The organism is Kribbella sp. NPDC050124 (assembly GCF_044460355.1).
Classification (GTDB): Bacteria; Actinomycetota; Actinomycetes; order Propionibacteriales; family Kribbellaceae; genus Kribbella.
Genome location: NZ_JBITJU010000003.1, coordinates 67236 through 91523, shown reverse-complemented (window position 1 = coordinate 91523; position 24288 = coordinate 67236). Strand labels below are relative to the sequence as shown.

The 24288-nt window shown below is 69.7% G+C and carries 21 protein-coding genes and 1 pseudogene; 11 read left to right on the top strand and 11 right to left on the bottom strand.

Features of this window, described 5'->3' with window-relative positions; all coding sequences use genetic code 11:
- Positions 1 to 45 precede the first annotated feature (45 nt).
- Complete coding sequence (locus tag ACIBL3_RS10145; RefSeq protein ID WP_396352944.1) at positions 46 to 1062, top strand: LacI family DNA-binding transcriptional regulator; 1017 nt, start codon at positions 46 to 48, stop codon at positions 1060 to 1062.
- On the opposite strand, the gene ACIBL3_RS10140 is transcribed toward ACIBL3_RS10145, so the two are convergent.
- The 8 genes from ACIBL3_RS10140 to ACIBL3_RS10105 form a co-directional block, all read right to left on the bottom strand.
- Positions 1052 to 3910, bottom strand: coding sequence for a CBM35 domain-containing protein (locus ACIBL3_RS10140; protein ID WP_396352943.1), 2859 nt, complete (start codon positions 3908 to 3910; stop codon positions 1052 to 1054). The two genes, ACIBL3_RS10145 and ACIBL3_RS10140, sit on opposite strands and share 11 nt — an antisense overlap.
- Positions 3911 to 4015: 105 nt before the next feature.
- Positions 4016 to 5224, bottom strand: coding sequence for an ROK family protein (locus tag ACIBL3_RS10135; protein WP_396352942.1), 1209 nt, complete (start codon positions 5222 to 5224; stop codon positions 4016 to 4018).
- A 51-nt stretch (positions 5225 to 5275) separates the two neighbouring features.
- A complete protein-coding gene (locus tag ACIBL3_RS10130) occupies positions 5276 to 5668 on the bottom strand; it encodes an SRPBCC family protein (protein ID WP_396352941.1) in 393 nt (130 codons plus the stop codon).
- A 51-nt stretch (positions 5669 to 5719) separates the two neighbouring features.
- Positions 5720 to 6724 carry an aldo/keto reductase gene (locus ACIBL3_RS10125; protein ID WP_396352940.1) on the bottom strand — a complete coding sequence of 335 codons (1005 nt, stop codon included), beginning with the start codon at positions 6722 to 6724 and terminating at the stop codon, positions 5720 to 5722.
- Between the two features lie 101 nt (positions 6725 to 6825).
- Positions 6826 to 7647: an anti-sigma factor domain-containing protein gene (locus ACIBL3_RS10120; RefSeq protein WP_396352939.1), complete on the bottom strand. Its 822-nt coding sequence runs from the start codon at positions 7645 to 7647 to the stop codon at positions 6826 to 6828.
- Positions 7634 to 8200 (bottom strand): sigma-70 family RNA polymerase sigma factor, encoded by a 567-nt coding sequence (locus tag ACIBL3_RS10115; protein ID WP_396352938.1) that lies wholly within the window; start codon positions 8198 to 8200, stop codon positions 7634 to 7636. The genes ACIBL3_RS10120 and ACIBL3_RS10115 overlap by 14 nt, the downstream gene beginning before the upstream one ends.
- A gap of 22 nt (positions 8201 to 8222) precedes the next feature.
- Complete coding sequence (locus ACIBL3_RS10110) at positions 8223 to 8786, bottom strand: class F sortase (protein ID WP_396352937.1); 564 nt, start codon at positions 8784 to 8786, stop codon at positions 8223 to 8225.
- Positions 8783 to 9589 carry a DUF4397 domain-containing protein gene (locus ACIBL3_RS10105; protein WP_396352936.1) on the bottom strand — a complete coding sequence of 269 codons (807 nt, stop codon included), beginning with the start codon at positions 9587 to 9589 and terminating at the stop codon, positions 8783 to 8785. Before ACIBL3_RS10105 ends, ACIBL3_RS10110 begins: the two co-directional genes overlap by 4 nt.
- A gap of 145 nt (positions 9590 to 9734) precedes the next feature.
- On the opposite strand from ACIBL3_RS10105, the gene ACIBL3_RS10100 reads away from it, so the two are divergent.
- Genes ACIBL3_RS10100 through ACIBL3_RS10085 form a run of 4 tightly spaced genes read left to right on the top strand, consistent with a single transcriptional unit; the run spans position 9735 to position 13607 of the window.
- Positions 9735 to 10991, top strand: a complete 1257-nt coding sequence (locus tag ACIBL3_RS10100; protein WP_396352935.1) for an NAD(P)/FAD-dependent oxidoreductase — start codon at positions 9735 to 9737, stop codon at positions 10989 to 10991.
- Positions 10988 to 11686: a DUF1365 domain-containing protein gene (locus ACIBL3_RS10095; RefSeq protein ID WP_396352934.1), complete on the top strand. Its 699-nt coding sequence runs from the start codon at positions 10988 to 10990 to the stop codon at positions 11684 to 11686. The genes ACIBL3_RS10100 and ACIBL3_RS10095 overlap by 4 nt, the downstream gene beginning before the upstream one ends.
- Entirely contained in the window at positions 11683 to 12888 is a 1206-nt protein-coding gene (locus tag ACIBL3_RS10090; RefSeq protein WP_396352933.1) for a class I SAM-dependent methyltransferase, read from the top strand. The genes ACIBL3_RS10095 and ACIBL3_RS10090 overlap by 4 nt, the downstream gene beginning before the upstream one ends.
- A complete protein-coding gene (locus ACIBL3_RS10085) occupies positions 12879 to 13607 on the top strand; it encodes an SDR family NAD(P)-dependent oxidoreductase (RefSeq protein WP_396352932.1) in 729 nt (242 codons plus the stop codon). The genes ACIBL3_RS10090 and ACIBL3_RS10085 overlap by 10 nt, the downstream gene beginning before the upstream one ends.
- A 44-nt stretch (positions 13608 to 13651) precedes the next feature.
- Here ACIBL3_RS10085 and ACIBL3_RS10080 read toward each other — a convergent pair whose 3' ends face one another.
- Positions 13652 to 14350, bottom strand: a complete 699-nt coding sequence (locus ACIBL3_RS10080) for an NAD(P)-dependent oxidoreductase (RefSeq protein ID WP_396352931.1) — start codon at positions 14348 to 14350, stop codon at positions 13652 to 13654.
- 79 nt (positions 14351 to 14429) lie between these two features.
- Here ACIBL3_RS10080 and ACIBL3_RS10075 point away from each other — a divergent pair, with 79 nt between their 5' ends.
- A complete protein-coding gene (locus ACIBL3_RS10075) occupies positions 14430 to 15089 on the top strand; it encodes a TetR/AcrR family transcriptional regulator C-terminal domain-containing protein (RefSeq protein ID WP_396352930.1) in 660 nt (219 codons plus the stop codon).
- An 80-nt stretch (positions 15090 to 15169) separates the two neighbouring features.
- Positions 15170 to 16060 carry a patatin-like phospholipase family protein gene (locus tag ACIBL3_RS10070; protein WP_396352929.1) on the top strand — a complete coding sequence of 297 codons (891 nt, stop codon included), beginning with the start codon at positions 15170 to 15172 and terminating at the stop codon, positions 16058 to 16060.
- Here the strand turns inward: ACIBL3_RS10070 and ACIBL3_RS10065 are convergent.
- Positions 16050 to 16955 (bottom strand): GTP-binding protein LepA, encoded by a 906-nt coding sequence (locus ACIBL3_RS10065; protein ID WP_396352928.1) that lies wholly within the window; start codon positions 16953 to 16955, stop codon positions 16050 to 16052. The two genes, ACIBL3_RS10070 and ACIBL3_RS10065, sit on opposite strands and share 11 nt — an antisense overlap.
- A gap of 201 nt (positions 16956 to 17156) precedes the next feature.
- On the opposite strand from ACIBL3_RS10065, the gene ACIBL3_RS10060 reads away from it, so the two are divergent.
- Entirely contained in the window at positions 17157 to 17990 is an 834-nt protein-coding gene (locus ACIBL3_RS10060; protein WP_396352927.1) for an alpha/beta fold hydrolase, read from the top strand.
- 45 nt (positions 17991 to 18035) lie between these two features.
- On the opposite strand, the pseudogene ACIBL3_RS10055 reads toward ACIBL3_RS10060, so the two are convergent.
- Positions 18036 to 18095: pseudogene (locus ACIBL3_RS10055) on the bottom strand (hypothetical protein); the annotation flags it as partial.
- Between the two features lie 627 nt (positions 18096 to 18722).
- Between ACIBL3_RS10055 and ACIBL3_RS10050 the strand changes: the two are divergent.
- From ACIBL3_RS10050 to ACIBL3_RS10040, 3 genes are all read left to right on the top strand, one after another.
- Positions 18723 to 21044: a CehA/McbA family metallohydrolase gene (locus ACIBL3_RS10050; protein ID WP_396352926.1), complete on the top strand. Its 2322-nt coding sequence runs from the start codon at positions 18723 to 18725 to the stop codon at positions 21042 to 21044.
- Complete coding sequence (locus ACIBL3_RS10045) at positions 21044 to 21427, top strand: hypothetical protein (protein WP_396352925.1); 384 nt, start codon at positions 21044 to 21046, stop codon at positions 21425 to 21427. Before ACIBL3_RS10050 ends, ACIBL3_RS10045 begins: the two co-directional genes overlap by 1 nt.
- Positions 21428 to 21505: 78 nt before the next feature.
- Positions 21506 to 24259: an AAA family ATPase gene (locus tag ACIBL3_RS10040; RefSeq protein ID WP_396352924.1), complete on the top strand. Its 2754-nt coding sequence runs from the start codon at positions 21506 to 21508 to the stop codon at positions 24257 to 24259.
- The last annotated feature ends 29 nt before the right edge of the window (positions 24260 to 24288 follow it).

Sequence of the window (24288 nt, the reverse complement as noted above, 5' to 3'; positions counted from 1 at the left end):
GATCATGCGTTACGGTTGGCCGGACGCAACCGGGAGGGTGGGCACGTGACGGCAGAGCTGGGGCGGACGGGACGGCGGGTCACGCTCGCCGACGTCGCCCGCCGGGCCGGGGTCTCGCCGGCGCTGGTCTCGATCGTGATGCGGGACGCGCCGGGCGCGAGCCAGCAGAGCCGGCAGCTGATCCTGGCGGTCGCCGAGCAGTTGGGTTACCGCCCGGACGTGCGGGCGCGTTCGCTGGCCAGTCTCAAGGCGCACACCATCGGGGTCCTGTTCGGGCGGGCCGGGCGGTTCCACATGGAGCTCATCGACGGGCTGTACTCCGCCGCCGAGAAGCGCGGCTGGGATCTCGTCCTCAGCGCGCTCACCACCAGCCGCGACGAGAAGCAGGCGCTCGCCTCACTGCACGACTTCCGGTTCGACGCGCTGATCATGCTGGGCCCGCCGGTGGCCGCGCCGCTGCTCGCGGGCGACGTTCCGCTGGTGGTGATGGGGTGGCACGTCGACCACGAGGACGTCGACATCGTGCGTACGTCGGACGAGCACGGCATGGCGTTGGCCGTGCAGCACCTGGTCGAGCTCGGCCATCGCCGGATCGCCCATCTGCAAGGTGGCGACGGGCTGGTCGCGATCGCCCGGCGCGATGCGTACGTGAAGGCCATGCGGGCTCATCGGCTTGGCAAGCAGGTCCGGATCGTCCGTTGTGATGGTGAGGACCAGCTCGACGGGCAGCGTGCGGCGCGGGCGATGCTCGACGACAAGGCCGAGCTGCCGACGGCGATCGTCGCCTTCAACGACGACATCGCCGCGGCTGCGATGAGCGTGCTCGGCCAGCAGGGCATCGACGTACCCGGGGACGTCTCAATCATCGGTTTCGACGACAGCGTGCTGGCCCACGGCCCGGGGATCGACCTGACCAGCGTGCAGCAGCTGCCGCGGGAGATGGCGCGGCTGGCCGTCGACCGCGTCATCGCCCGCACGGCTGGTGACGCCGTACCCGATCGTGAACTGGTCCTCGAGCCCGAGCTGATCCTCCGCTCGACCACGGGACCTGTCAGCCGATAGAGATCCGATCCAGGTCTGGAGCGGAGTCGTCGGGGTTGAAGATCCTGATCGTGTTCGCGCCGGCTGTCAGTGTGATCGGCACTGTGACGGTCTGGACGGTGGAGTTGCCGATTCCGGTCACCGACGCCTCGACTGGTGCGCCATCGTTGACGGAGACGAAGTACGACTTGGTCCCGTTGACGGTGTAGTCGAGATAGAGCGTGTACTGACCGGCGCGGTCCACGGTGAGGTCGGGGATGACCACGTGCGCGTCGTCCGAGCCGCCGAGGTTGCGGACCTTCTGGCTGCCCGAGCAGGCCGAGCAGTTCGTGATGCCGGCGCTGCCGATCCGGTTGAGCGAGCTCTCGGCCTCGCGCATGAACACCCGGTCCGCCGGGCGCACCTGGATCGGTACCACCTTCGACACCTTCTTCGGCATCCCGACGGTCTCGAACGTCACTTCGACCGGGACCTGTGCGGCCGATGCCTCTCCAGTGAGCGTCCAGGATCCGCTGATTGTCTGCCCAAGGCGTAGGCCGTCCGTGGTGACCGGACTGCCTGTCAGTGTCCAGCCCGGTGGTGCGACCGGGGCCATCCGGACGTTGTCCACCGAGTCCTCGTCCAGCCGCAGCTCGGCCGAGATCTCCACCGACTGTCGGCCCGGTCCGACCCAGACCACGCCCGACGGCTTCACGGTCATCGTCGTCTTCGGGACGTACGACGCGGGCGGCATCGGCCCGACCGCGATCCGGTCCAGCCGTGGCGATCCGCTGACCTGGATCGTGTTCGCTCCAGCCTTCAGTGGTACGGCGATCGCCGTACTGCCGGGGACGTCCGGGTTGCCGGCGTCGAGTTGGGCCTTGATCGGTTGACCGCCGTTGACCCGGACGGCGAAGGATCCGGCGGCCGACGTCGTACCGTCGAGCCCGAGGCGATAGGTGCCGTCCTCGGGGGCTTGGACGCCTCGATAGGTGGCGCTGCCGCGGTCGAGGCCGGTCACCCGGGCGGCGCCGGAGCAGGCTGCGCATGGATCGACGCGGGCTGAGCCGGTCAGGGTGCTGTGCTCCGCCTCGAGCGGCAGCGGGTCCGACAGCTTGGTCGGGTAGGCGTAGCCGACCTTGATTTCGTCGATCCGCAGTTGCTTGTAGAAGGGCGGGGCTTGCGGGCCGGACCAGGTGTTCAGCACCTCCAGCTTGACGTACCGGGCAACCTGGTTGCCGATGTCAACGAACTGCACGCCGCGCCGGCTCGGCATCGCGGCGGTCCGGACTGACTTCCACTGCGTGCCGTCGAGGCTCACCGACACTCGGTAGTCCTTGATCCGCGCAGAGTCCTCCGGCCGGCCGAAGGACTCGCGGGCGTGGGTCGGCGACCATTCGGTCTGGTTCACCGCCAGGTACGTCGCCTTGCGCGCCCGGCCGAGATCGAGCGTCAACGACACCGGGAGTTGGCCCTTCGCATCCCAGTAGCTCGGGTAGCTGCCGTCGACCAGCGTGGACGCGGGGCTGCCGGCGGACGCCGTCGCCTTCAGGATCGACTGCGGATAGAGGCCTTCCTGTCCGGTCGTGGTCACCTTGAAGACGGTGTCGTACGTGTCCCAGTCGGTGACGCCGAGGACGGTGAGATACCCGCCGGACTGGTTGAAGCGGAACTGCTTGCCGGTCCGGACATCGGTGACTGCTGTGACGCGGTAGCCGTTGTCTCGCAGCCTCACCAGGTCCTGCGACTTCGGCTTGGTCAGCACGTGCACGTACTGCGTGCGCGCGTTGTCGGCCAGGGTGATCACGCCGTGCGCACCGTCGTTCCAGAACCCTGGCTGCATGCCGCCGTACAGGTAGCCGCCGCCGGTGGTCTCCTCCAGAGAGGACCGGATCGGCGGCAGCCACTCGGCCATGAAGTTGTTGAACGCCTCCTGCTGCGGCGGGAACTTGCCGTTCACCATCGCGGTCTCGGCCATCAGGGACTTGATCGACGAGCCGGCGTTGGCGACGGACCGGCCGACGCTCAGGTGGTAGTCGACCGCGCTGTCGTTGCCGTCGTACCACCACTGGCCGACTGTCGGGAGTTTGTAGTCGGCCTCGACCAACCGTGGCATCGGCGTGAAGGTGGCCTGCGGGTAGTCGTACGCCGGGGTGATGCCCGTCTTCTGCTCGTTGCTGACGGTGTCCATGATCGGCGTGTCTTCGTTGTTGTTGCTGAGCAGCCAGGTCGGGCGCTTCTCCCGGATCTGCTCGTAGAGGCCGTTGCGTTCCCAGTAGGCGTTGTCGTTGTCGATCCAGAAGCCGGACAGGTCGGGGTAGTCGTCCATCACCTCGTGGAACAGGTCGTAGCTGTACATGCCGAACCCGTCTCGCGTGGTCAGGTCCACCTGCTGACCCTTGTACGCCGAGTACGCCGCCGAGTCGAGCGTCTGCACGCCCGGCACCTCGTTGTGCCACTGCGGGTCGTCGGTCATGTAGAGCAGGATGTGCACGCCCTTCACCTTCCCGGCGGCGACCAGCTCGCCGAGGAAGTCTCGTTGCGTGGAGCAACTACCCGGGATCGCGCTCGGCCACGGCCTGGCGTAGCCGAGCCGGCTGTGGAAGGTGGCCAGCACGATGTACGACGCGTCCAGCTTGCGCGCCTCGTCGACCCAGTAGTCGGCGCTCCAGCCGCCACCGGTGACGTCGCGCTCCCAGGACGCGCAGTCGGTGTGGCGGGGCGCGGTGAACATGCCCCAGTGCAGGAACAGGCCGGCGGTGGAGTCGCGCAGCCATTGCTGGCGCGGGTGCTCCACTTCCGCGTTGGCGGGCGTCACGCCGAGCATGGTTGCAAGCAGGGCCAGGACGGCGAGGACAGCACTGAACCTCCGAGCTGGGCGATGGGGCATCGGGATGTCTCACTTCCGGTGGGCGGCGGAATAATGACAACAAGATTGCCTATTGAGAGATCCGATCTTTGCAACCCGCCCGGCCCGGGGTCAAGACCTCGGCGCTCAGCTGCCGGGAACGGTCAGCAGGTCGGTGATCACCGTGTCGAGCGCCATCCGGGCGGCGCCGAGCGCGACCGAGTCCGCGCCCATCGCCGACGTGATCACCTCCAGCGGGACCAACGTCAGCTTGGCCAGCTCGCGCCGGAACGGCTCGGCGATGATCGCGCCGCCGCGGGACATGCCGCCGCCGAGCACGATCACCTCGGGGTCGACGGCCAGCGCCAGCACGGCCGCGCCGCGGGCGAGCGCCTCGGTGAACGCGATCAGCGCTGCAAGGCTCTCCGGGTCCTGCCGGGCCGCGGACGTGATCACCAGCTCACCCTCGCGACCGGGCTCGATGCCCTGTTCGGCGGCGAGTACGGCGCCACGCGCGTGCAGCCGGGCGACGGCTGTTTCCCAGCCCAGCATCGGGAAGACGCCGATCTCACCGGCGGCGCCGTGCCGACCCTGGTGCACCTGTCCGTCGATCAGGACGCCGGCGCCGGCGCGATGCCCGGCGAACATGTAGACGATGTCCCGGTGGTCCTGCGCCGCGCCCTTCCAGTGCTCGGCCAGCGCGGCGAGCTTCACGTCGTTCGCCACGGCGACCGGCTGTCCCAGCCTGGTCGAGAGCTCGGCGGCCACGTCGATCTCGGTGAATCCAGGCAGCGAGTACGGCGCCAGGCTCGAGCCGAACGGTCCTTCGCGGACGTCGTGGACGCCCTCGGCGGCGCGCAGTGCGCCGGTGACTCCGCAGGCGATGCCGGTAATGTCCGCTGCTCGGAGGTGCGCCTGCGTCCAAGTGCTGCGGGCGGCGCTCACCGCCGCTTGGAGGCGCTCGGGCGCGGGGAGGTCTGGATCGAGCTCGACGCGATGTGTCGCCAGCGTCCGGCCGCGCAGGTCGGTCACGACCGCCATCGCCTTGTGGGCTCCGATGTCCAGGCCGCTCACGTAACCGGACTCGGCGCGGAACCGGAAATAGCGAGCCGGTCGGCCCGCGCTCCGGGCTTCGGATGGTTGGCGCGGAGGTGCCGTCTCCTCGACGCGGCCTTCGGCGAGCAGTTCGCTGAGCAGGTCCTCAGCGGTCGGGCGGGAGACGCCGACGACGGCCCGGAGTTCGCGGAGGGTCAGTGAGTCGGCCTCGAGGAAGGCGGACAGGGCGGCAGCGTGGTTGAGCCTGCGCAAGAGCGACGAATCGCCCATCCGCCCGCCGGCGGCTCTGTCCTGACTCATCCGATGACTTGCCCCTGTGCTGGCCGGTATTGCTAGGCGGCCTGCATATTACTACCTTTCGAGCAACTGCTTCAGGGTGTGCAGGTCGGCCTGTACGGCGTCCGCGTCGCGGGCGAAGTCGTCGTCGGTCATTCCGGCCCGCTGCCGGACGGTGAAGACGATCTCGGCGCCGTCGCCGTCGGGGAGCACGCGCATCGGGTTGTGCACGGTCTCGCCCGACGGCAGCGTGACGTCGTGGTCCAGTACGCCGTACTGGTTGCGCTCGGCAAACGTGATGGTGATCCGGCCCATCGGGGAGTCGGCGACCCACTGGCCGTCGACCTGCTCGATCGAGCCGGCCAGCCCGGCCGCCCACTTGGGTGTGTTGAGCGGATCGGCGGCGTACTCGTAGACCTCCCGGACCGGGCGGTCGATGTGTGCGCTGAGGTGTCGTGAAGTGCTCATGACCTCGACGGTAGCGAGCCACCGCCGGGGCCGTCTTGAACGAATCGGACCTTATGCTCCGGCGTTGTCCAGGCGGTTGAGCTGGTCCTCGGTGAGCTTGATGTCGGCGGCGGCCAGGGCGACCTCGAGCTGCTCGGGGGTGCGGGGGCCGATCAGGGTGACCAGTTCGGGGTCGGTCTGGTGGAGCAGCCAGCTGATCACGAGCTGGTTCGGGGTGACGTCCAGTTCGGCGGCGATCTCGGTGAGGACGGCGAGGCGGGCGTCGGCGTCCGGGCCGGCGTACAACCTCATGATCTGGTGGCCGTCGCGCTTCGCCGGGTCGTCGTAGATGCCCTTGAGGATCGGCGAGAAGGCCACCAGGGTCAGGTCCTTGTTGGCCCGCAGGTAGTCGGCTTGCTCGTCGTCGACAATCGACAGGGTGTCGGCGCCGGCCTTCGGGCGCAGGTACGAGTGCTCCTGCTGTACGGCGACCGGCACCGGCCAGCCGTTCTTCTCGGCGAGCGCGCGGATGCGCTCCAGGCGCCAGCTGCGGACGTTCGACCAGCCGATGTACCGAGCCTTGCCTGCGGCAACGATCTCGGCGAGTGCTTCGAGGGTTTCCTCGAGCGGCGTGGAGCGGTCGTCGACGTGGACGTAGTACAGGTCGACGTGGTCGGTGCCCAGGCGGCGCAGGCTGTCGTCGATCGCGTGCCGCAGGGTGTCGCCGCCGGCGCCGGCAAATTGGGCGGCCATCGTTTCCCAGCTGCCGTCGCCGGTGCGGATCGGCTCCGGGTCGCGCACCCACGCGCTGCCCTTGGTCGCCAGGAAGATGTCGTCGCGCTTGCCGGTCTTGGCGAGCCAGCGGCCCAGGAGTGCCTCGCTCTCACCGCCGGTGTTGTCCGGACTGGGCCACCACGCGTAGCAGTCGGCGGTGTCGATGAAGGTGCCGCCGGTCTCGAGGTACCGCTCGAGCATGCCCACCGACGTGGGCTCGTCGGTCGACGTACCCATCAGCATCGCTCCCAGCGCCAGCTGGCTGACGTGCTCTCCGGTCCGGCCCAACGGGACACTACGCATACCTGGTCCTCCTCGTGGAAATGTCTGTGATTACGAGGCTAGGTACGGCGTTGTTCATTCGTCCAATGCCGATTATCGGCAGACTTCATGCATGCGGCGTATCAAGCGGGCAGGGTGCCGCGGACGATGCTGTCGCGGGAGTGCGCCGGGTTGCCGTCGTTCGGCTCCAGGGAGACGTCGACAATCCGGTAGCCCTCGGTGGTCAGGTTGTCCGGGATGCGGAAGGTGCCACCCTGGCCGGGGTCGAGGACGCCGAGCGAGACCATGCGCTGGCCGTCTTCGTTGATCAGCCACAGCTCGTAGTACCCGGTGCCGGCGTCGAGGCCGGTGACCGAGACCTTGAGCTCGTTGCCCGACTGGATCAGGTCCGCGGTGCCGCCGCCGGTCTTCCCGGGCAACGGCTCCAGTTGCACCACCGCAACAGGCGGCGGCGTCCGCTCCTCGTCATCCCCAACCACCGCGCCAACCCCCAACCCAATCCCAACCCCGACAACCGCAGCCACACTTGCCGCCAACGCCAACGTGCCCCGCCCATACGCCCGCTTGGCGGGCACACCCGGCGCGTCGGCCGCGGCCGACGGGGCGGTCGGCTCGGCCGGTGGCACGGTGGGGCCGGCTGATGGGGTGGTGGGCTCCGGCGTCGGGGAAAGCGGCGTGGTGGGTCGGGCCGCCGGCGGGGTGGGCGCGGCGGGTTCACCCGATGGGGTGGTGGTCAGGTTTAGTTCGGTGGCTATGCGGTCCCAGAGGGCGGGGGGTGGGGTGGCGAGGTGCGGGGCGCCGGCGGCGTCGGTGGCCAGTTCGCGGAGGTTTTCGAGGGTTGACTGGCAGTCGGGGCAGCCGGCCAGGTGGTCGGCCGCGTCGGGGTCGGGGGCAATGCCTTCCAGGGCCCACTGGGCCAGGAGCTCCTCGTCAAGATGCGTCATCGTCCACCTCCTTCAACCGGTCCCGCAGCTGCAGCAATCCTCGTCGCGCATGACTCTTCACCGTGCCGAGTGGCAGGTCCAGGCGATCCGCGATCTGCGGGTACGACTGGTCTTCGTAGAAGGCCATCCGCAGAATGGTCCGGCGCGGCTCGTCGATCCGGTCCAGCTCGTCGGCGAGCAGCACCCGGTCGACCAGCTGGTCGTCGACGGCCGCCACCGGCTGCGCAGCCATGTTCTCACCGACCGCGGCCGCGTTCCGCCGGTCCCGGCTGCGGGCCTCGAGCCGGTCCGCGATCCGGTGCCTGGCGATGCCGGTCAGCCAGGAGCCGAGCGGTCCCGCGGCGGGGTCGAACGTCTGCCGGCCGCGCCACGCGGAAACGAACACCTGCTGGGTGACGTCCTCGGCGTCGTCGGAGTTGCCCAGGGCGCGGATCGCCAGCGTGAAGACCAGGCGTGACCAGCGCCGGTAGGCGGCGGCGAGGCTCTCCTCGCGCCCCTGGGCGAATCCCTTGGCGATATCGGCCGGCGACGGGTCACCGGCGAGGCTGGTCACGGCTGGGACTCTAGCCGTGGTGTCAGATCCTGGTGGCACTGACCACCAGATTCTGCTGGTATCCACCGTTGTCCCGGTCATAATCCCCACCACAGGTGACGATCCGGAGCCGGTGCGGTGCGCTCCGGTCGAAGAGGTCGGCGAGCGGCAGCCGCTGCTTGGTGACCTCGCGGACGGACTCGACGCGGTACGTCGTGGTGCGTCCGCCGTACGACGCGATCCGGATCAGCTGGCCGGCTCGGACCTTCCGCAGCCGCACCAACGGCCCGACGCCGTACTCCTTGCTGTCGAGATGACCGCCCAGCACCACCGAGCCGCGATCGTCGGTCGGGCCCGGGCCGAACCGGTACCAGCCAATCGTCGCCGGGTCCGGTGGCAACTCCATCTGACCGTCGGCGGCCACGCCCACAGCCCGCACCGGCACGTCGATCCCGGCAGCCGGCACCACCAGTCGCGTCGGCGCCGGCGCCGCGACGGTCACCGGCACGGCGGCGTCGTGCGTGCGCACAGCGGGCACGTACTTGCAGCCCGGCGGCGAGAGGAGTGTGGCCGCCACGAGGACGGCCACACACCGTGCAGAGCTCACGAGCGGGCACGCACCCGGACCGCAGCCGTGCCCCCGGCAACCAGCACCAGGGCGAGTACGGCGGCCGCAACCACCGGCCAGTCGGATTGCGACGCGGCCTGACCGCCAGTGCCACCCGGTACGCCGGACGGATTGCCGTGCAGACCGGAGATGGTCTGGACGGCAAGCTTCAGGTTCTTGGCCGACGCGCTGCCCCACGCGTAGACGATCGTGTTCGTGCCCTCCTTCAGGTTCAGCTCCGCGGGGCCGAGGGCAACGGTCGACGTGCCGGCCAGAACCACGTCGGCCTCGACCGTCCCGGCCGGCAGGTCGGCCTTCGCCTCCTTGGGATTCGTGAGGTCGGTGAAGACCGGCTTGCCGCCCGCTCGCACATCGACGGCCGGCGCGGCGGCGGTGTGCCGGACCGTCAGCCGCGCCTGTCCGGCGGCGAGCTTCGAGGTGTCGTTGACGTACGGCGTCAGCACCGGCTTCCCGGCCGCGTCAAGATGCGCGACGACCGTGACATTGGCTCCGCCGGGTACGGCGACGTCGTTGGCCTGGATGAGTGCGGCGGACTTGCCGGCAGCGGTGACCTTGAGGTCGTAGTCGCCGGCCGGAAGCTGGAGCGGGTCGGTGAGCGAGCCGGGCTTGAAGCCGGACAACAGCTTCGACCCGTTGGCGTAGACGTCGACGGTTGCCCCGGGCACCCCGTGCAGCACCGAGACGGTGGCGTTCTCGGCCGGACTCGCCTGGGCGCTCGCCAGCGGGGCACCGGCGAGCAACAGGCCTGCGCTGATCAGTGCGGCGATCTCGCGGACAGACATCAAACCCTCCTTGGGTGTCGGTGTGTCTGTTCCTTCCGTCCCGACCCCGGTGGCGGATGCGATCGAGAAAAATCCGGCCGAAGTGCATCCGCGACGGGGGTCGGCTCCGAAGTACGGACAAGACGCCGTCGTCAGGAGGCCCGTCGTGACCGGATACCGCCCGTCCGTTGCCGTCGTCGGCTCAGGCGTGGCCGGGCTGACGGCGGCGTACCTGCTCCGGCACACCCACCAGGTCACGGTCTTCGAGACCGACGACCGTCCCGGCGGTCACGCCCACACGCACGACATCGAGGACGAGGCCGGCCGGAGCCACCGGATCGACTCCGGATTCATCGTCCACAACGAGCGCACGTACCCCAACCTGATCCGGCTGCTCGGTGAGCTCGGGATCGCGACCCGGCCGACCGAGATGTCGATGAGCGTGCACTGCGACGGCTGCGGTCTGGAGTACGCCGGTGGCCGGGGCGCCGCGTCGATCGCCGGTCGGCAACTCGCCGACGTCCGGTTCCTGCGCATGCTGACCGAGGTACGGCGCTTCCACCGCGAAGCCCGCCGCCTCTTGCAGACACCTGACGAGGACCCGACCTGGGCGGCGTTCCTCGAGTCGCACCGGTTCTCGTCGTACTTCGTGCGGCACTTCGCGATCCCGTTGGTGTCCTGCGTGTGGTCGTGCGGTTCGGAACCGGCCGGACAGTATCCGGCGCGGTACCTGTTCCGGTTCCTGGACCACCACGGGATGCTGAGCGTCGGTGGATCGCCGACCTGGCGCACGGTCGAGGGCGGGTCCCGGACGTACGTCGACGAGATCGTCGCACGGATCGGTGACGTCCGGACGTCGACGTCCGTACGCGCGGTCCTGCGGCACGACGATGGCGTCTCGGTGTTCACCGCGAGCCGCTGTCTCGAGTTCGACCGGGTCGTGCTGGCCACTCACGCGGACACCGCACACGACTTGCTCTCCGATGCGACGGCCTCGGAGAAGACGCTGCTCGGTGCCTTCGGCTACTCGGTGAACCCGGCCTGGCTGCACACCGATGCGTCCGTGCTGCCGTCGCGGCCGCGCGCGCGGGCGTCGTGGAACTACCGGATGCAGGACTGCCGCGCCGACGAGCCGCAGGTGCTGGTGAGCTACTGGATGAACCGGCTGCAAGGGCTCGACACCGACGACCAGTATCTGGTCACGCTGAATCCCGAGGGCTGGGTCGATCCTGCGACGACGGTGAGCCGGATGACGTACGCGCACCCGGTCTTCACCCCGGAGTCGGTAGCGGCGGGCCGCGTCCTGCGGGATGTCGGCGGGCCACGGCTCGCGTTCGCAGGAGCACACCTCGGCTGGGGATTTCATGAGGACGGCTGCCGCTCCGGCGTCGAGGCCGCGGCCCGGTTCGGTGTCCGCTGGTGAGCGTTCCCCAGACTCCCGCGATCGTTGCGGGACACGTGAGCCACACCCGGCGAGTGCCGAAGCGGCACCGCTTTCGCTACCCGACGTACCAATGGCTGGTCGATCTCGACGACCTGCCTCCACACCGCTTGTTCGCCTCCTTCCAAGCCCGCGACCACCTGGGCGACCCAGCCAGATCGTTGCGAGCGAACGTCACGCGGCTGGCCGCCACCCACGGCGCACGGCTCGAGTCGGAGGACCGCTTGCTGATGCTGGCGAACGCGCGCAGTCTCGGGTACGTCTTCAACCCGCTCAGTGTGTTCTGGTGCCTCACCCCAGCGGGTGAACTCCGGTGGGCCGTCCTCGAGGTCCACAACACGTACGGCGGGCGTCACGCCTACCTTGCGCGGCCGGATCGCTCGTCGTTGCGCAAGGAGTTCTACGTCTCGCCCTTCTTCACCGTCGACGGCGAGTACGACGTGACGCTTCGCCTCGACCGTGACCGGATCAGCGTCGCGATCGACCTGTGTCAGAACGGAGTGCGCGTGTTCAGCGCCTCCTTCACCGGTCGGCCTTCGCCCGTTCGCCGCAGGACGATCCTGGCTGCCGCACTCGTGCCGTACCAGGTCGCGACCCTGATCCGGGCACACGGGATCTGGCTCTGGTTGCGCCGCTTGCCGGTCGTCCGTCGTCCCTCCGCGGAAGGAGTCCGATGATCACGCCACCACACAGCCCGACCCGTGCCGCGATCGCCCGGCAGTTCCTGCGACGGGCCGTCCGCGACCTGCCGGTGACGGTTCGGCTGCCGGACGGTACTCGGCTCGGCAATGCCGGACCAGAGTTGGACATCGTGTCCGACACGTTCTTCCACCGCATCGGACACGATCTGCGCATCGGCTTCGGCGAGGCCTACATGGCGGGGGATTGGCGGGCCGCGCCGGGTTGCGACCTGGCCGATGTGCTGACGGTGTTCGCCCGCCAGCTCACCGGGCTGGTCCCACCGGTGCTGCAGCGCTTCCGCCGGCTGGTCGAGCCACCGATTGCCAACAGCAACGATCGGGCCGGGGCGCGGGCGAACGTCGCGCACCACTACGACCTGTCGAACGAGCTGTTCGCGCTGTTCCTCGACCCGACCATGAGCTACTCGTCGGCGATGTTCGTCGCCGGTAACACGCTGGAGCAGGCGCAGCGGCGCAAGATCGACAGCATCCTCGACCTGGCGGGCGTCCGCGCCGGGGCGAAGGTCCTGGAGATCGGCACCGGCTGGGGGCAACTAGCCATCCAGGCTGCCGCTCGCGGGGCCGACGTACGGACGATCACCTTGTCGGCCGAGCAGCGCGATCTCGCCCGCCGGCGGATCGCGGCAGCCGGCGTCCACGCCGAGGTCGAGCTGTGCGACTACCGCGACGTCCGGGGACGGTACGACGCGATCGTCAGCGTCGAGATGATCGAGGCGGTCGGTGCCCGGTACTGGCCGACGTACTTCGCGACCGTGGACCGGCTGCTCGCGCCCGGCGGGCGGTTCGGCCTGCAGTCGATCACGATGCCGCACGACCGGATGCTCGCCACCCGGCACACGCAGGGGTGGATCCAGCAGTACATCTTTCCCGGCGGGCTGATCCCGTCGATCGAGGCGATCACGTCGTCGGCGCGCGGTCTGCAGATCGTCGAGCGGCGGGACTTCGGGCCCGACTACGCGCGCACGCTCCGGCTGTGGCGGGAGCGGTTCACGGCGCACGCGGACCTGGTCGCCGGGCTCGGGTTCGACGCGGTGTTCCGGCGGATGTGGGAGTTCTACCTGGCGTATTCCGAAGCCGGTTTCCGGTCCGGGTACCTGGGGGTGTCGCAGTTCGCCATGACTCCAGCGACAGTTCGAGCGACGGTCTCGGCGAGGGTAGGGAGAGGTTCGTGGAGCTGACTGGTCGCCGTACCTGGATCGTCGGCGCGTCGTCGGGGATCGGCGCCGCGCTGGCGGGTGAGCTCGCCGACCGCGGCGCCCGGGTGGCGGTGTCGGCTCGCCGTACCGAGGCGCTGGAGAAGGTCGCGGGCGGGCGGATGGCGGTGGTTCCCGTCGACGTCACCGATGCCGAGGCGGTGCGGCTGGCGGCCGACCGGGTCGTGGAGGAACTCGGCGGGCTGGACATCGTCGTACTGAGCGCCGGCTACTGGAAGCAGATGGGCGAGTTCGACGCCGAGTCGTTCCAGCGGCATCTCGACGTCAACCTCTCCGGTCTGGCGCACTGCCTCGACGTGGTGATCCCGCTGCTGCGTACGGCGCGGGCGGGTCTGATCGTCGGGATCGCGTCGGTGGCCGGCTACCGCGGACTGCCCGGTGCGGAGGCGTACGGCGCGACCAAAGCCGCTCAGATCAACCTGCTCGAAGCGCTCCGGGTGAGCCTGCGGCGGGACGGGATCCACGTCGCCACGGTCTGTCCCGGGTTCGTGGACACCGAGATGACCCGGTCGAACAGGTTCCCGATGCCGTTCATCGTGTCCCCGCAGCGAGCCGCGCAGGAGATCGCCGACGGTATCGAACGCCGCCGTACCCGCATCACCTTCCCGTGGCAGATGGCGTGGCTGGCCAGGCTGGGGAAGCTCGTCCCGGACAGCCTCTGGACGCGGCTGCTCGGCCGCTAGCTGTGCGAACGTACCCAGCTGCCGAACGGCGCCGTCGTACACAGCTACACGCCCTGAGCGCCGGCGTGGGCCAAGGCGCTCGGGGACAGCCGCCCGACGATGGCCGGCGCCTCCTGGATCAGGCTGTCGTCGGTGAGGGCCTCGACCATGAAGAGGGCGTAGTCGACCCGCCGGGTCAGGTTGCTCGCGAGGACCGGGTCGCCGACGTGGCGGCTCCACACCGGTAGACCCTGGCTCTCGCCTTCCTCCAGGTCGCTCCCGCGGACGACGGTCCACCGCCGGTCGCTGGCGAAGATCCGCCGGCACGCCTCCACCTGGTCGTCGATCTCGATCGCGCGGACCAGCCGCGCCAGCCAGGTGGCGACCCGGACCATGAGCCGAAAACGCCGCGAATAAAGGTCCTTGCCGTCCCGGCTGATGTGCCAACCGCACGAGAAGATCAGCCGCGCATCCGGGCCGGCGTAGTCGAGAACCGCCTGCGCCGTACCCGACGAGTACTGCTGCACGCCCCACGGGACGAGCACAGTCAGTACGCCGTCGCAGCCGTCGACCGCCGTGCGGATCACCTCCCGGTCGTTCGTCGCCCCCGGCACGATCGTGATCCGGTCCGCGAACTCGGCCAGCTTCGGGACGCTGCGCTCCCGGCAGACCCCGACGACCTCGTAACCGCGATCCAGCGCATGCCGAACCATGTACCGCCCGAGCTTCCCCGAGGCGCCGACGATGCAGATCTTCCGCGTCATGTCCCCACCTTCCCCCTGATCAGACTTACGGTGTAAGTCAGCGTAGACTTACACCGTAAGTCGGTCAAGGAGGAGACAGATGCGCCGCACGACAGCGAAGCGGGAGCCGCTCAGCCGGGAGCGGGTGGTCGCGGTCGCGGTGGCGCTGGCCGACGACAAGGGCGCGGCCGGGGTCAGCATGCGGGCGATCGCCGCGCGGCTGGGTGTCGAGGCGATGTCGCTCTACAACCACGTCGCCGGACGTGAGGACATCCTGGACGGCATGGTCGACGCGGTGTTCGGCGAGATCGATCTGCCGGGCTCGAAGACACCGGACTGGAAGGCGGCGATGCGGGACCGGGCCGCCTCGTCGCGTGCGGTGCTTCGGCGCCATCCGTGGGCCGTCGGCCTGATGGACTCGCGCAGTCATCCCGGCCCGGCGACCTTGCGCCACCACGATGCTGTCCTCGGCGCCCTGCGCGGCGGCGGCTTCTCCGTCGCGATGGCAGCCCACGCCTTCTCGGTGATCGACAGCTACCTGTACGGCTACGTCCTCCAAGAGTTGAGCCTGCCTCTGACGGGCCCAGCCGACGTGGGCGAGGTCGCCGGCGACATCCTCCGCGACCTGCCGGCCGACACTTACCCACACCTCACTGAGGTCATCACCCAGCACGCGCTCGCCCCGGACTACGACTACACCGCCGAGTTCGACTTCGGCCTCTCGCTGATCCTGGACGCTCTGCAGCCCGACGAGCTCTGACGAGTGGCGTCACAGATCGGGGGGCTGCGTGGTCCTCACTTGTGAGCAACCGATCTGGGCCTTGGCAGGGGAGGCGAGTCATGAGACGTGCACACGGGTTGGCTGCACTGCCGCGGCCGGTGGCGGTGGCACTTGGCGGCGGGGGAGTGCTCGGCGCCGCGCACGTAGGCGTCGGCTATGCGCTCGAGCAGCGCGGATTCGTCCCCGACCTCATCGTCGGTACGTCGGTGGGCGCCCTCACCGGCGCGATCGCGGCAGCCCATCCGGACCGGGCCGCGCCTTGGCTGAACGAGGTGTGGACCAACCTGCGTCGCCGGGACGTGTTCCCGTTCGGCTATCTGTCCTCCCAGCGGTCCGCCATCTTCAATGACCGTGGCCTGCGCCGGCTGATCGCGCAGGCCGAGTTGCCGGCCCGGATCGAGGAGCTGCCGATCCCGTTCACCGCGGTGGCCATGGACCTGGTCACCGGCGCTGAGATCCGGCTCGACCACGGCGACCTCGAGTCGGCGCTGCTCGCCAGTGCCGCGATTCCCGGTGCCTTGCCGCCGGTCATCCGTGCGGGCCGGACGCTCGTCGACGGCGGGGTGATCGCGTATGTCCCGGTGCGTGCAGCCGAGGCCGCCGGAGCAGCCAGCGTGGTGGTGTTGTCGACCGGTCCGGCGAGCTGGCCGGTGACGCCGACTCTCCCGCGTCGACGCCCCGGCGCGATCGCGTCGCGGGCGGCCAACCTGCAGGTGCATCACCAGATCGAGCTCGACCTGCACGACGTCGCGCGACGGATCCCGACCGTCGTACTGCCGACCGGGATCGACACCTGGCCGGCGCCTTGGGATTTCAGCCATTCGCAGCGACTGATCGGCACCGCGTCCGTCACCGCAGCGAGCTTCCTGGACCAGTTGCAGATCACCGGGCCAGGTCTCTACCGAGCCGACGACACGACGGTTGCAGCGCCCACGACGGTCAGATCGTGAGGCCGGCACTGCGGGCCTCGCTGAGTGCGATCGCTTCCTGCAGGGCCGCCAGGATGTACCGGGGGACCTTGAGTCCTTGACGCTCGGCCCACAGCAGATCGCGTTCCACCCGACTCACCTGCCGCGCGACCTCGAGCAGGTCGCGGTCGAAGTCGAGAGCCCGGGCGACGTCGCCGAAGTCCGCACGTTGCCGGCGGTTGTTCACGCCGACGAGGTCGAACGACCGGCGGCGCAGGATCCGCGCGAGCTGAAGCTGCCAATCGCTCATGCCCTCCTCGCCGACCAGCACCTCGGCCGACATCCGGTAGAACGCGAAGTGCCCCGGTTCCTGCCGCCTGATCGGTGCGATGACGGTCTCCGCGATCGCGTCCTCGCCCATGCCGCGAAGTCCGTCGACGAGCCGCGAATACGCGATCACCGCCGACCGCTCGGTAGCCGCGCCGGTCAGGTAGTACAGCAGCCGGATCACGCCGACCATGCCGGGCAGGTGCGAGAGTACGCCGACCAGCTTCATCCCACCGCTGACCGTCACGTCGATCTCGGCAGGCGTCATCCCGAAGCGCTGCTGCACCGCGTCGAGCAGGATGCCGTGCTGGAGCTCCTGCGGTGACCAGACGTCCTGGTAGAACAGCCGGTCGATATCGGTCGCATCGGGCATCAGCGCGCGCAGCTCGAGCACGTTCCGCTCGACCTCGAGCTCGACCCGGGTCAGGTAGTTGAACACCCCGCCGTACCGCTGGCGCACCTGCTCCGGGTCTTTGATGGTCAGATCGGCGGCGGCGAGCGACAAGGGCGGATGCTCCGCCGCGAACGTCTCGACAAACCGCCGCAGACCGTCCCGAGATGCCCGCCGGGGCACGGCGCCACGGCCGTCCCGGACCTGCACGTGGGTCATACCTGTTCTCCTTCGTGGACGGCTCGTTGCTGTGTGCAACGACGTACGCCGGTCGCGGGCAGGCGTCATCCACAAGGACAGGCCAGGGGGCCGCGGTGTGACATGGGCCCGGGCTGTCACATCCCGGGCCGGTACTCGGACTTACTTGATGAGCCGACCGGCACGCGGCCGGCTGTCCATCGCACGGAAGAGGACAGATCCATGAGGAATCCCCTGACTCGCCGCCCCGGAAGACGCCGGCGCACGCTGGCGTTCCTGCTGGCCGCCGCCGCGATCGCCGTGGCGGCGATCAACCCGGTGCAGAGCGTGGCCGGCGAACAGCGCGGAGCGAAGCCGACCATCGTGCTGGTGCACGGATCCTGGGCGGACGCCTCGAGCTGGAACCGCGTCACCGAGCGGCTGCAGGACGACGGCTACACGGTCCGCGCGATTCCCAACTACCTGCGCTCGGTAGCGGGTGACGCGGAGGCGGTGCGCACTTTCCTGCAGACACTGCCAGGCCCAGTCGTGCTGGTCGGTCACTCGTACGGCGGTTTCGTGATCACCAACGCGGCCACCGGGCTGTCGAACGTCAAGGCGCTCGTCTACGTCAACGCCTTCGCGCCGGACACCGGTGAGACCCCCTTCCAGCTCGTCGGACCGGACTCGGCGCTCGCGGTCGACCCGGCGACCGTGTTCGACCTCGTCCCGCCGACCCTGCCGCCGACGGCGACCACCGACGTGTACCTCAAGCGCTCGACCGTGTTCGCCTCGTTCGCGACCGGGCTGAGCTCCGACGACAAGGACCTCGTCTACGCGACCCAGCGACCGGGCGCACTGGGAGCGCTCAACGAGCCTTCCGCAACCCCGGCCTGGAAGACGATCCCGTCCTGGAGCGCGATCGGCGTCAAGGACCAGATCATCCCGGCCAGCGCCCAGCGGATGATGTCCCAGCGGGCCGGTGCCAAGATCACCGAGTACGACGCCGGGCACCTCGGCCTGATGACCGACCCCAGGACCGTCACCAGGGTCATCGAGCAAGCCGCCCGCAGCTAGCACCGTGTGCGGGCTGATGAACAACCGGGCGCCGATCTCGGGGTTCGTCAGCCCGTCGGCGGCGAGCCGGGCGATCTGCGCCTCGTGTGAGGTCAACGCCTCCACCGTCGCGACCGCCCGGCTGCGGACCGACGCACCCGTGGCCTGCACAGCGCGTCAGCGGTGACAGATCCCGCCAGCGACTTGCCCCGCCGGGTCTGCCCGGTATGTGGCCGGTTTCGTCCGTATCTCGGAACGTGGGTGGAATCAGTCGGAAGCTCGTGCAGGAACTGGGGACCTGGGACAGGCTATTTGGTGTTCAAGGTTCCGGGAGGGTGTTCAAGGTCCCGGTTCACACCTCGAGTTGACCAGCTTGCGGACCGATTTGACCGCCCATCGGACAAGAAGCCGTCATGCCCAAGAGCCACCACCCTCTTCAGCCTCGGACACCTGCACTGGTGGCCGGTTGTTTGACTGCTGGCGGGTTGCACAGTTCGCGACGCGCGCGTTCCGCGAAGCCCTCCGACCCGAAGCCGATGACCAGCAAGCATGGCGCTCATCTCGCCGCCCCAAGAGTCCGGCTCTGGAACCTCTCGTCGTCACGGCGCCCCGCACTGGTCGCTACGCATCCTAACCGCTGCCGCACGACGAAACCCGTCACTGCGGGCGATCACCCCCACCGCTTGCCCCAGGCAACGTCACCCCCGGCCGCGAAGCCTCAGGCTGCCAGGTAAACCAGGTGATCTGTCCTGGGTGCGGGGGTACTGTCGGGTGCTCCCGGACCTCCAGGAGGTGCCCGTGCTCGAGGCCGCTGCTCAGCCGTTGCTCGCGTCGGCGTCCCGCGCCGTACGGAAACTGGAAGACCTTGGTGATCCGCTGCCGGTCGACGTGACCGCGCGGCTGGCCAAGCCGGATGCCGACCCCGAGGGCCTGCTGCGGCCGTTTGTGCTGTTGGACGTGCGGATCGACGAGTTCGGGAACGCCCTGTGTACGCCGGGCGCCGCGCCGCCGCGGTTGGTGCAGCACGGTTGGCGCAGCTTCCTGGTGCGGGTGGAGAACCCGCATCGGTTCGAGGCCAAGCTGGTGTCGACCGCCAGCGGCGTGTACGGCCTGATCGACCACGCCAGTCACTCGGCGCGGATCGCGATGCCCGACACGCTGACCGTCGTACCGCGGATCAAGAATGCCTGGCTGGATGCGAAGGTCGCCGAGCCCAGCGCGTTGTCCGGGCTCGAGGTCGAGTACCAGGTGATCAGCCTGTACAGCCGCGAGGTCGGTGTCCGGCCGGGTGGTCTGGGCGTGGTCATCGCGGACGAGCTCAACCACCACAGCCTGAGCCGGTCGCCGGCGCGGACCGCGTGGTTCCGGACGAACCTCGAGGACCGGGAGTACGGCGCTTCGTTCGACTTCGACTGTGCGACGGCCAGGGACATCCAGCTCGACGTACGCGAGCCGGACGGCCGCAGTTGCATGGCGTCGATCACGGTCCGCGACGCGCAAAGGCGCTCGTACCCGTCCAAGGCGATGCGGCTGGCGCCGGACATGTTCTTCCACGAGCACGTGTACCGGGCGACCGGCGAGGTGATCCGGCTGCCGGAGGGGCGGTACGAGATCACTGCGCTGCGCGGTCCGGAGTACCGCCCGGTGCGGATCGAGGCCGACGTCGATGCGACGACCGACGTACTGGCTGTTCCACTGGACCGCTGGGTCGACCCGGCGGCGCGTGGCTACTACTCGGGTGACCCGCACATCCATGCCGGCGGGTGCTCGCACTACAACGTGCCGAGTGAGGGTGTGACGCCGGAGACGATGATCAGGCACGTCCGTGGCGAGGGGCTGTGGCTCGGCAGCGTGCTCACGTGGGCGCCCTGCTACTACCACCAGAAGCAGTTCTTCAGCGGTGAGTCGATCAGCCCGCCGGCGGAGCTGGAGGACCCGGCGATGCAAGAGGCGCAGGGCATGACCTGGAGCCCGCGGCCGACCGACCGGGACGCCGAGAGCATCCTGCGGTACGACGTCGAGGTGTCCGGCTTCCCGTCCAGCCACTCCGGTCACGTGATCCTGCTCGGGCTCACCGACCAGGACTATCCCGGGACCAAGGTGATCGAGGACTGGCCGTCGTGGAACCTGCCGGTGCTGCAGTGGGGACACGCCCAGAACGCGCTGACCGGGTACGCACACTGCGGTGTCGGGCTGGCGGTCGGCACGGACGAGCTGCCGAACTACATCGTCCCCGGCTTCCACGGCATCGGGTCCAACGAGATCGTGGTCGACGTACCGCTGGGGGCCGCGGACTTCCAGTGCGGTGCGCAGTTCAGTCCGGTGGTCGAGTTGAACATCTGGTACCACCTGCTCAACACCGGCTACCGCACGCTGATGCTGGGCGAGACCGACTACCCGTGCATCTACGACGACGGTCCGGGAGTCGGGCGTACGTACGTGCGGCTGGACGAGCCGCCGCAGGGGCCACAGGCGCTGGAGTCCTGGATCCAGGGTCTGCAGGAAGGTACGTCGTACTTCGGTGACGGCAGGAGTCACCTCTTCGACCTGGCTGTCGACGGTCACGTGACGCGGGAGCACAGTGTGGCTGCGCCGGGACCGGTGCAGGTGAGCGCGACGGTCGCCGCGTGGCTGCCTGAGCAGCCGCCTCCGCCGGCGCCCGGGCATCTGGTCTACAGCGCGCCGGTGGGCTGGCACCTGGAGCGGGCGCGGATCGGCTCGTCCCGCAACGTGCTCGTCGAGGTGCTCGTGAACGGTGTGCCGGTGGCGACGCAGGAGGTGGTTGCGGACGGCAGCGAGCAGGCGGTGTCGTTCGACGTACCGCTGGAGCGTTCGTCCTGGGTGGCGATGCGGATCCTGCGCAGCGTGCACACCCAGCCGGTGTTCGTCGAGATCGCCGGCCGGCCGATCCGCGCCTCACGGCGGAGCGCGCAATGGCTGCACGACTCCGTCGACGCGCTGTGGAAGGCGAAGGCGGGGTTCATCCGGGACAGCGAACGGGGAGCGGCGCGGGAGGCGTACGACGCCGCCCAGGAGATCTACCGGGTCCGGCGCGACGAATGCGAGGTCGACTGATGATTCACGTCGGTTGCTGCGGGCCGGTCGAGACCGACGCGCCGCTCGCGATCACCATCAATCCCGAGGCCCGGGTGACCGTCGCGCGGACCGGCGTACCGCTGGGGGAGCCGACGCCCGGCGAGTGGCACACGATTCCCGTTGCCGTCGTCAACGAGGGGTTCGTGACCGGTCCGCTGAGCATCGAACCCGAACCGGTGGACGGCGTCGTCTGGGACCTGCTCGTCCACGAACTGACCGGGGAACGCCGCCAGGACGCATCGCTGCGAGTCCGTGTCGACACACCCAGCGTGGTCGACGTGACCCTGACCTGCCGGGCGTTGTCGGCGCTCGGCGGGCTGGCCACCCACAGCACCACGAACTTCCTGCTCCGTGCCGCGTGAGACGTACGTCGCCATCTCTGAGCAGAGCGCATACCGTTCTGTCAGGCATGCCTGCTGCTGAGCCGCACGAGGAGTCCGATGAGCGCATCCGCGAACCTGGTCGGACGGCGCCGCGAGTGTGCGGTGCTGGACGACCTGGTGGCGGGTCTGCGCGCCGGCGAATCCGCTGTCTGTGCGATCCGGGGCGACGCCGGGATCGGCAAGTCGGTGCTGCTGGACTACGTCGCCGCGAAGGCCTCGGGCATCACGGTGACGCGGTCGCAGGGCATCGAGGCCGACATGGAGCTGGCGTACGCGAGCCTGCACCAGCTGTGCGCGCCGTTCCTCGCCGTGGTCGACGGGCTGCCGGGCCCGCAGCGTGACGCGCTGAAGGTCGCCTTCGGGGAGGCCGCGGGCGATCCGCCGGACCGCTTCATGGTCGGGCTGGCCGTGCTGACCCTGCTCACCCGCGTCTCCGAGTCCGGACCGGTGCTGGTCGTCGTCGACGACGCCCAGTGGCTGGACCAGGTCTCGCTCCAGACCCTCGAGTTCGTGGCTCGGCGGCTGCTGGCCGAGGCAGTCGCCATGGTGTTCGCCGTACGCGACCCCGAGGGAGAGTCCGCGCTGCTCGGGCTTCCGGAGATGGTGGTCGGCGGTCTGGACAGGGTCGCAGCCGGTGAGCTGCTGGAGTCGGCAGTCGGCGGCCGTCTGGAGGGGAGGCTCCGGGATCGGGTGGTAGCCGAGACGCGCGGTAACCCGCTGGCTTTGCTGGAGCTCTCTCGGGGTCGTACGGCGGCTCAGCTGGCGTACGGCTTGGAGTCGGTCGACCCGGTGTCGGTGTCGAGCCGGGTCGAGCAGGACTTCGCCCGCCGCCTGACCTCGCTTCCTGACCAGACCCGGAGGCTGCTGCTGATCGCCGCCGCGGAGCCGGTGGGCGATGCTCGGCTGCTTCTCCGGGCGGCCGACCTGCTGGGCATCTCGGCCGATGTCACACCGGCCAAAGAGGCCGGCCTGATCGAGTTCGGCGAGTCCGTGCGATTTCGGCACCCGCTGGCGCGTTCTGCGGTGTATCACGGGGCAGACCCCGAGGAACGCCGTACGGTCCACCGGGCGCTGGCGGCGGCCACGGACCCGGTGCTGGAGCCGGACCGCCGGGCCTGGCACTCCGCGCAGGCGTCCGACGGGCCTGACGAAGAGGTGGCCGGCTTGCTGGAGCAGGCTGCCGACCGGGCGCGCCAGCGCGGCGGAGTGGCCGCTGAGTCCGTCCTGCTGGAGCGGTCTGCCGCGCTAACGCCGGACCCGTGGCAGCGCGGACGCCGGGCGTTGGCGGCGGCCGAGGCGCACTTCTCGGCGGCCGCACCGGACCGCGCCACCGAGCTGGCCTTCCTTGCCGACTCTTGTCCGCTCAGTCCGCTGGACCGAGCCCGCCTGATTCGCTTGCGGGCCCGCATGCTGTTCGCCCGCAGCCGGAGCGACGAGGCAGCGCCGTTGCTGCTGGATGCCGCTGCGCGGTTCGCTGCGGAGGGCTCGCCGCTGGAGCGGGAGACGTACCTCGAGGCGATCAGCGCCACGGTCTTCGCGGGGCGCGTCCACGGGCCGGCGGGCGCCCGCGCCGCCGCAATCGCCGCCCGCGCATCCGGACCGGCGTCGAGCTCGGAGCCGTCCGATCTGCTGCTGGACGGGGTCGCATCGCTGCTCGCGGACGACCTGGAGCGCGGCGTCCCGGCGCTGCGCAGAGCCTTCGAGCCGTTCGCGCACGAGGAGCTCTCCGGCCGGGAGGCGACGATGCGCTGGCTCCTCCTGGTCCCGGTCGCCCTCGAGTCCTTCATCCACTACGGCTGGGACCTGCCGGCGTGGAACACGCTGGCCACTCGAGCGGTGCGGCTGGCTCGCGACATCGGCGCACTCGGGGTGTTGCCACCGGCGCTCATCTACGCGGGCGGCGTCCACATCCACCACGGCGACTTCGCGGCCGCCACCAGGATGATCGAGGAAGCCGACACAATCGCCGCCGCGACCGGTCAGGCCCCGCACACGTACGCGGCGCTCGTACTGGCCGCGTGGCGTGGTGAGGAGGACGCTGCCGCCGGCATCATCGAGCAGGCCCGGGTTGCCGCGACGCAGCATGGCGAGGTCTCCCTGCTCGGGGTCACCGGCTACGTCCAGGGCGTCATCAACAACGGCCTGACCCGCTACGACCAGGCCCTCGTCGCGGCCCGGGCGGGGATCGACCACGACGGCTTCAACTTCACCGGCCTCTCGTTGGTGGAGCACATCGAGGCCGCCGTCCAGTGCGACGAGCCCACCCAGGCTGCGGAGTCCCTCGCCCGTTTGGTCGAGCTCACCCGATCTGCGGACAGCGGCTGGGCCCGTGGCATCAGTGCCCGCAGCCAGGCGCTCCTGACCGACGGCAAGGAGGCCGACCGCCTCTACCAGACCGCCGTGCAGGAGCTGGGCCGCGATCGCGTGATCGTCGAGGTCGCGCGTACGCATCTGCTGTACGGCGAATGGCTTCGCCGGACCCGCCGCCGTACCGAAGCCCGCGACCAGCTCCGGATCGCCCACGAGATGTTCGACGGCATGCGAGCCACCGCCTTCGCCGAACGGGCCCGCCGCGAGCTCCTGGCCGCCGGAGTCCACGTCCGCACCCGGACGACCGAGCCGGCCGGCAGCCTCACCCCGCAAGAGGCCCAGATCGCTGCCCTTGCCGCCAGCGGCATGACCAACCCGAAGATCGGCGCCGAGCTGTTCCTCAGCCCCCACACCGTCGAATGGCACCTGCGCAAGGTCTACAGCAAGCTCGACATCAGCTCGCGTCGCCAACTGCCCGCCGCGCTGGCCACGTCCGCCTGACGGCCACCTGGCTGCCTCATCCGGAGAGG

Bases quoted from the DNA above. Each gene is read 5' to 3' on its own strand.
- ACIBL3_RS10140 (WP_396352943.1), bottom strand. From the start codon at position 3,910: ATGCCCCATCGCCCAGCTCGGAGGTTCAGTGCTGTCCTCGCCGTCCTG.
- ACIBL3_RS10135 (WP_396352942.1), bottom strand. From the start codon at position 5,224: ATGAGTCAGGACAGAGCCGCCGGCGGGCGGATGGGCGATTCGTCGCTC.
- ACIBL3_RS10130 (WP_396352941.1), bottom strand. From the start codon at position 5,668: ATGAGCACTTCACGACACCTCAGCGCACACATCGACCGCCCGGTCCGG.
- ACIBL3_RS10125 (WP_396352940.1), bottom strand. From the start codon at position 6,724: ATGCGTAGTGTCCCGTTGGGCCGGACCGGAGAGCACGTCAGCCAGCTG.
- ACIBL3_RS10120 (WP_396352939.1), bottom strand. From the start codon at position 7,647: ATGACGCATCTTGACGAGGAGCTCCTGGCCCAGTGGGCCCTGGAAGGC.
- ACIBL3_RS10105 (WP_396352936.1), bottom strand. From the start codon at position 9,589: ATGTCTGTCCGCGAGATCGCCGCACTGATCAGCGCAGGCCTGTTGCTC.
- ACIBL3_RS10090 (WP_396352933.1), top strand. From the start codon at position 11,683: ATGATCACGCCACCACACAGCCCGACCCGTGCCGCGATCGCCCGGCAG.
- ACIBL3_RS10080 (WP_396352931.1), bottom strand. From the start codon at position 14,350: ATGACGCGGAAGATCTGCATCGTCGGCGCCTCGGGGAAGCTCGGGCGG.
- ACIBL3_RS10075 (WP_396352930.1), top strand. From the start codon at position 14,430: ATGCGCCGCACGACAGCGAAGCGGGAGCCGCTCAGCCGGGAGCGGGTG.
- ACIBL3_RS10070 (WP_396352929.1), top strand. From the start codon at position 15,170: ATGAGACGTGCACACGGGTTGGCTGCACTGCCGCGGCCGGTGGCGGTG.
- ACIBL3_RS10065 (WP_396352928.1), bottom strand. From the start codon at position 16,955: ATGACCCACGTGCAGGTCCGGGACGGCCGTGGCGCCGTGCCCCGGCGG.
- ACIBL3_RS10060 (WP_396352927.1), top strand. From the start codon at position 17,157: ATGAGGAATCCCCTGACTCGCCGCCCCGGAAGACGCCGGCGCACGCTG.
- ACIBL3_RS10045 (WP_396352925.1), top strand. From the start codon at position 21,044: ATGATTCACGTCGGTTGCTGCGGGCCGGTCGAGACCGACGCGCCGCTC.
- ACIBL3_RS10040 (WP_396352924.1), top strand. From the start codon at position 21,506: ATGAGCGCATCCGCGAACCTGGTCGGACGGCGCCGCGAGTGTGCGGTG.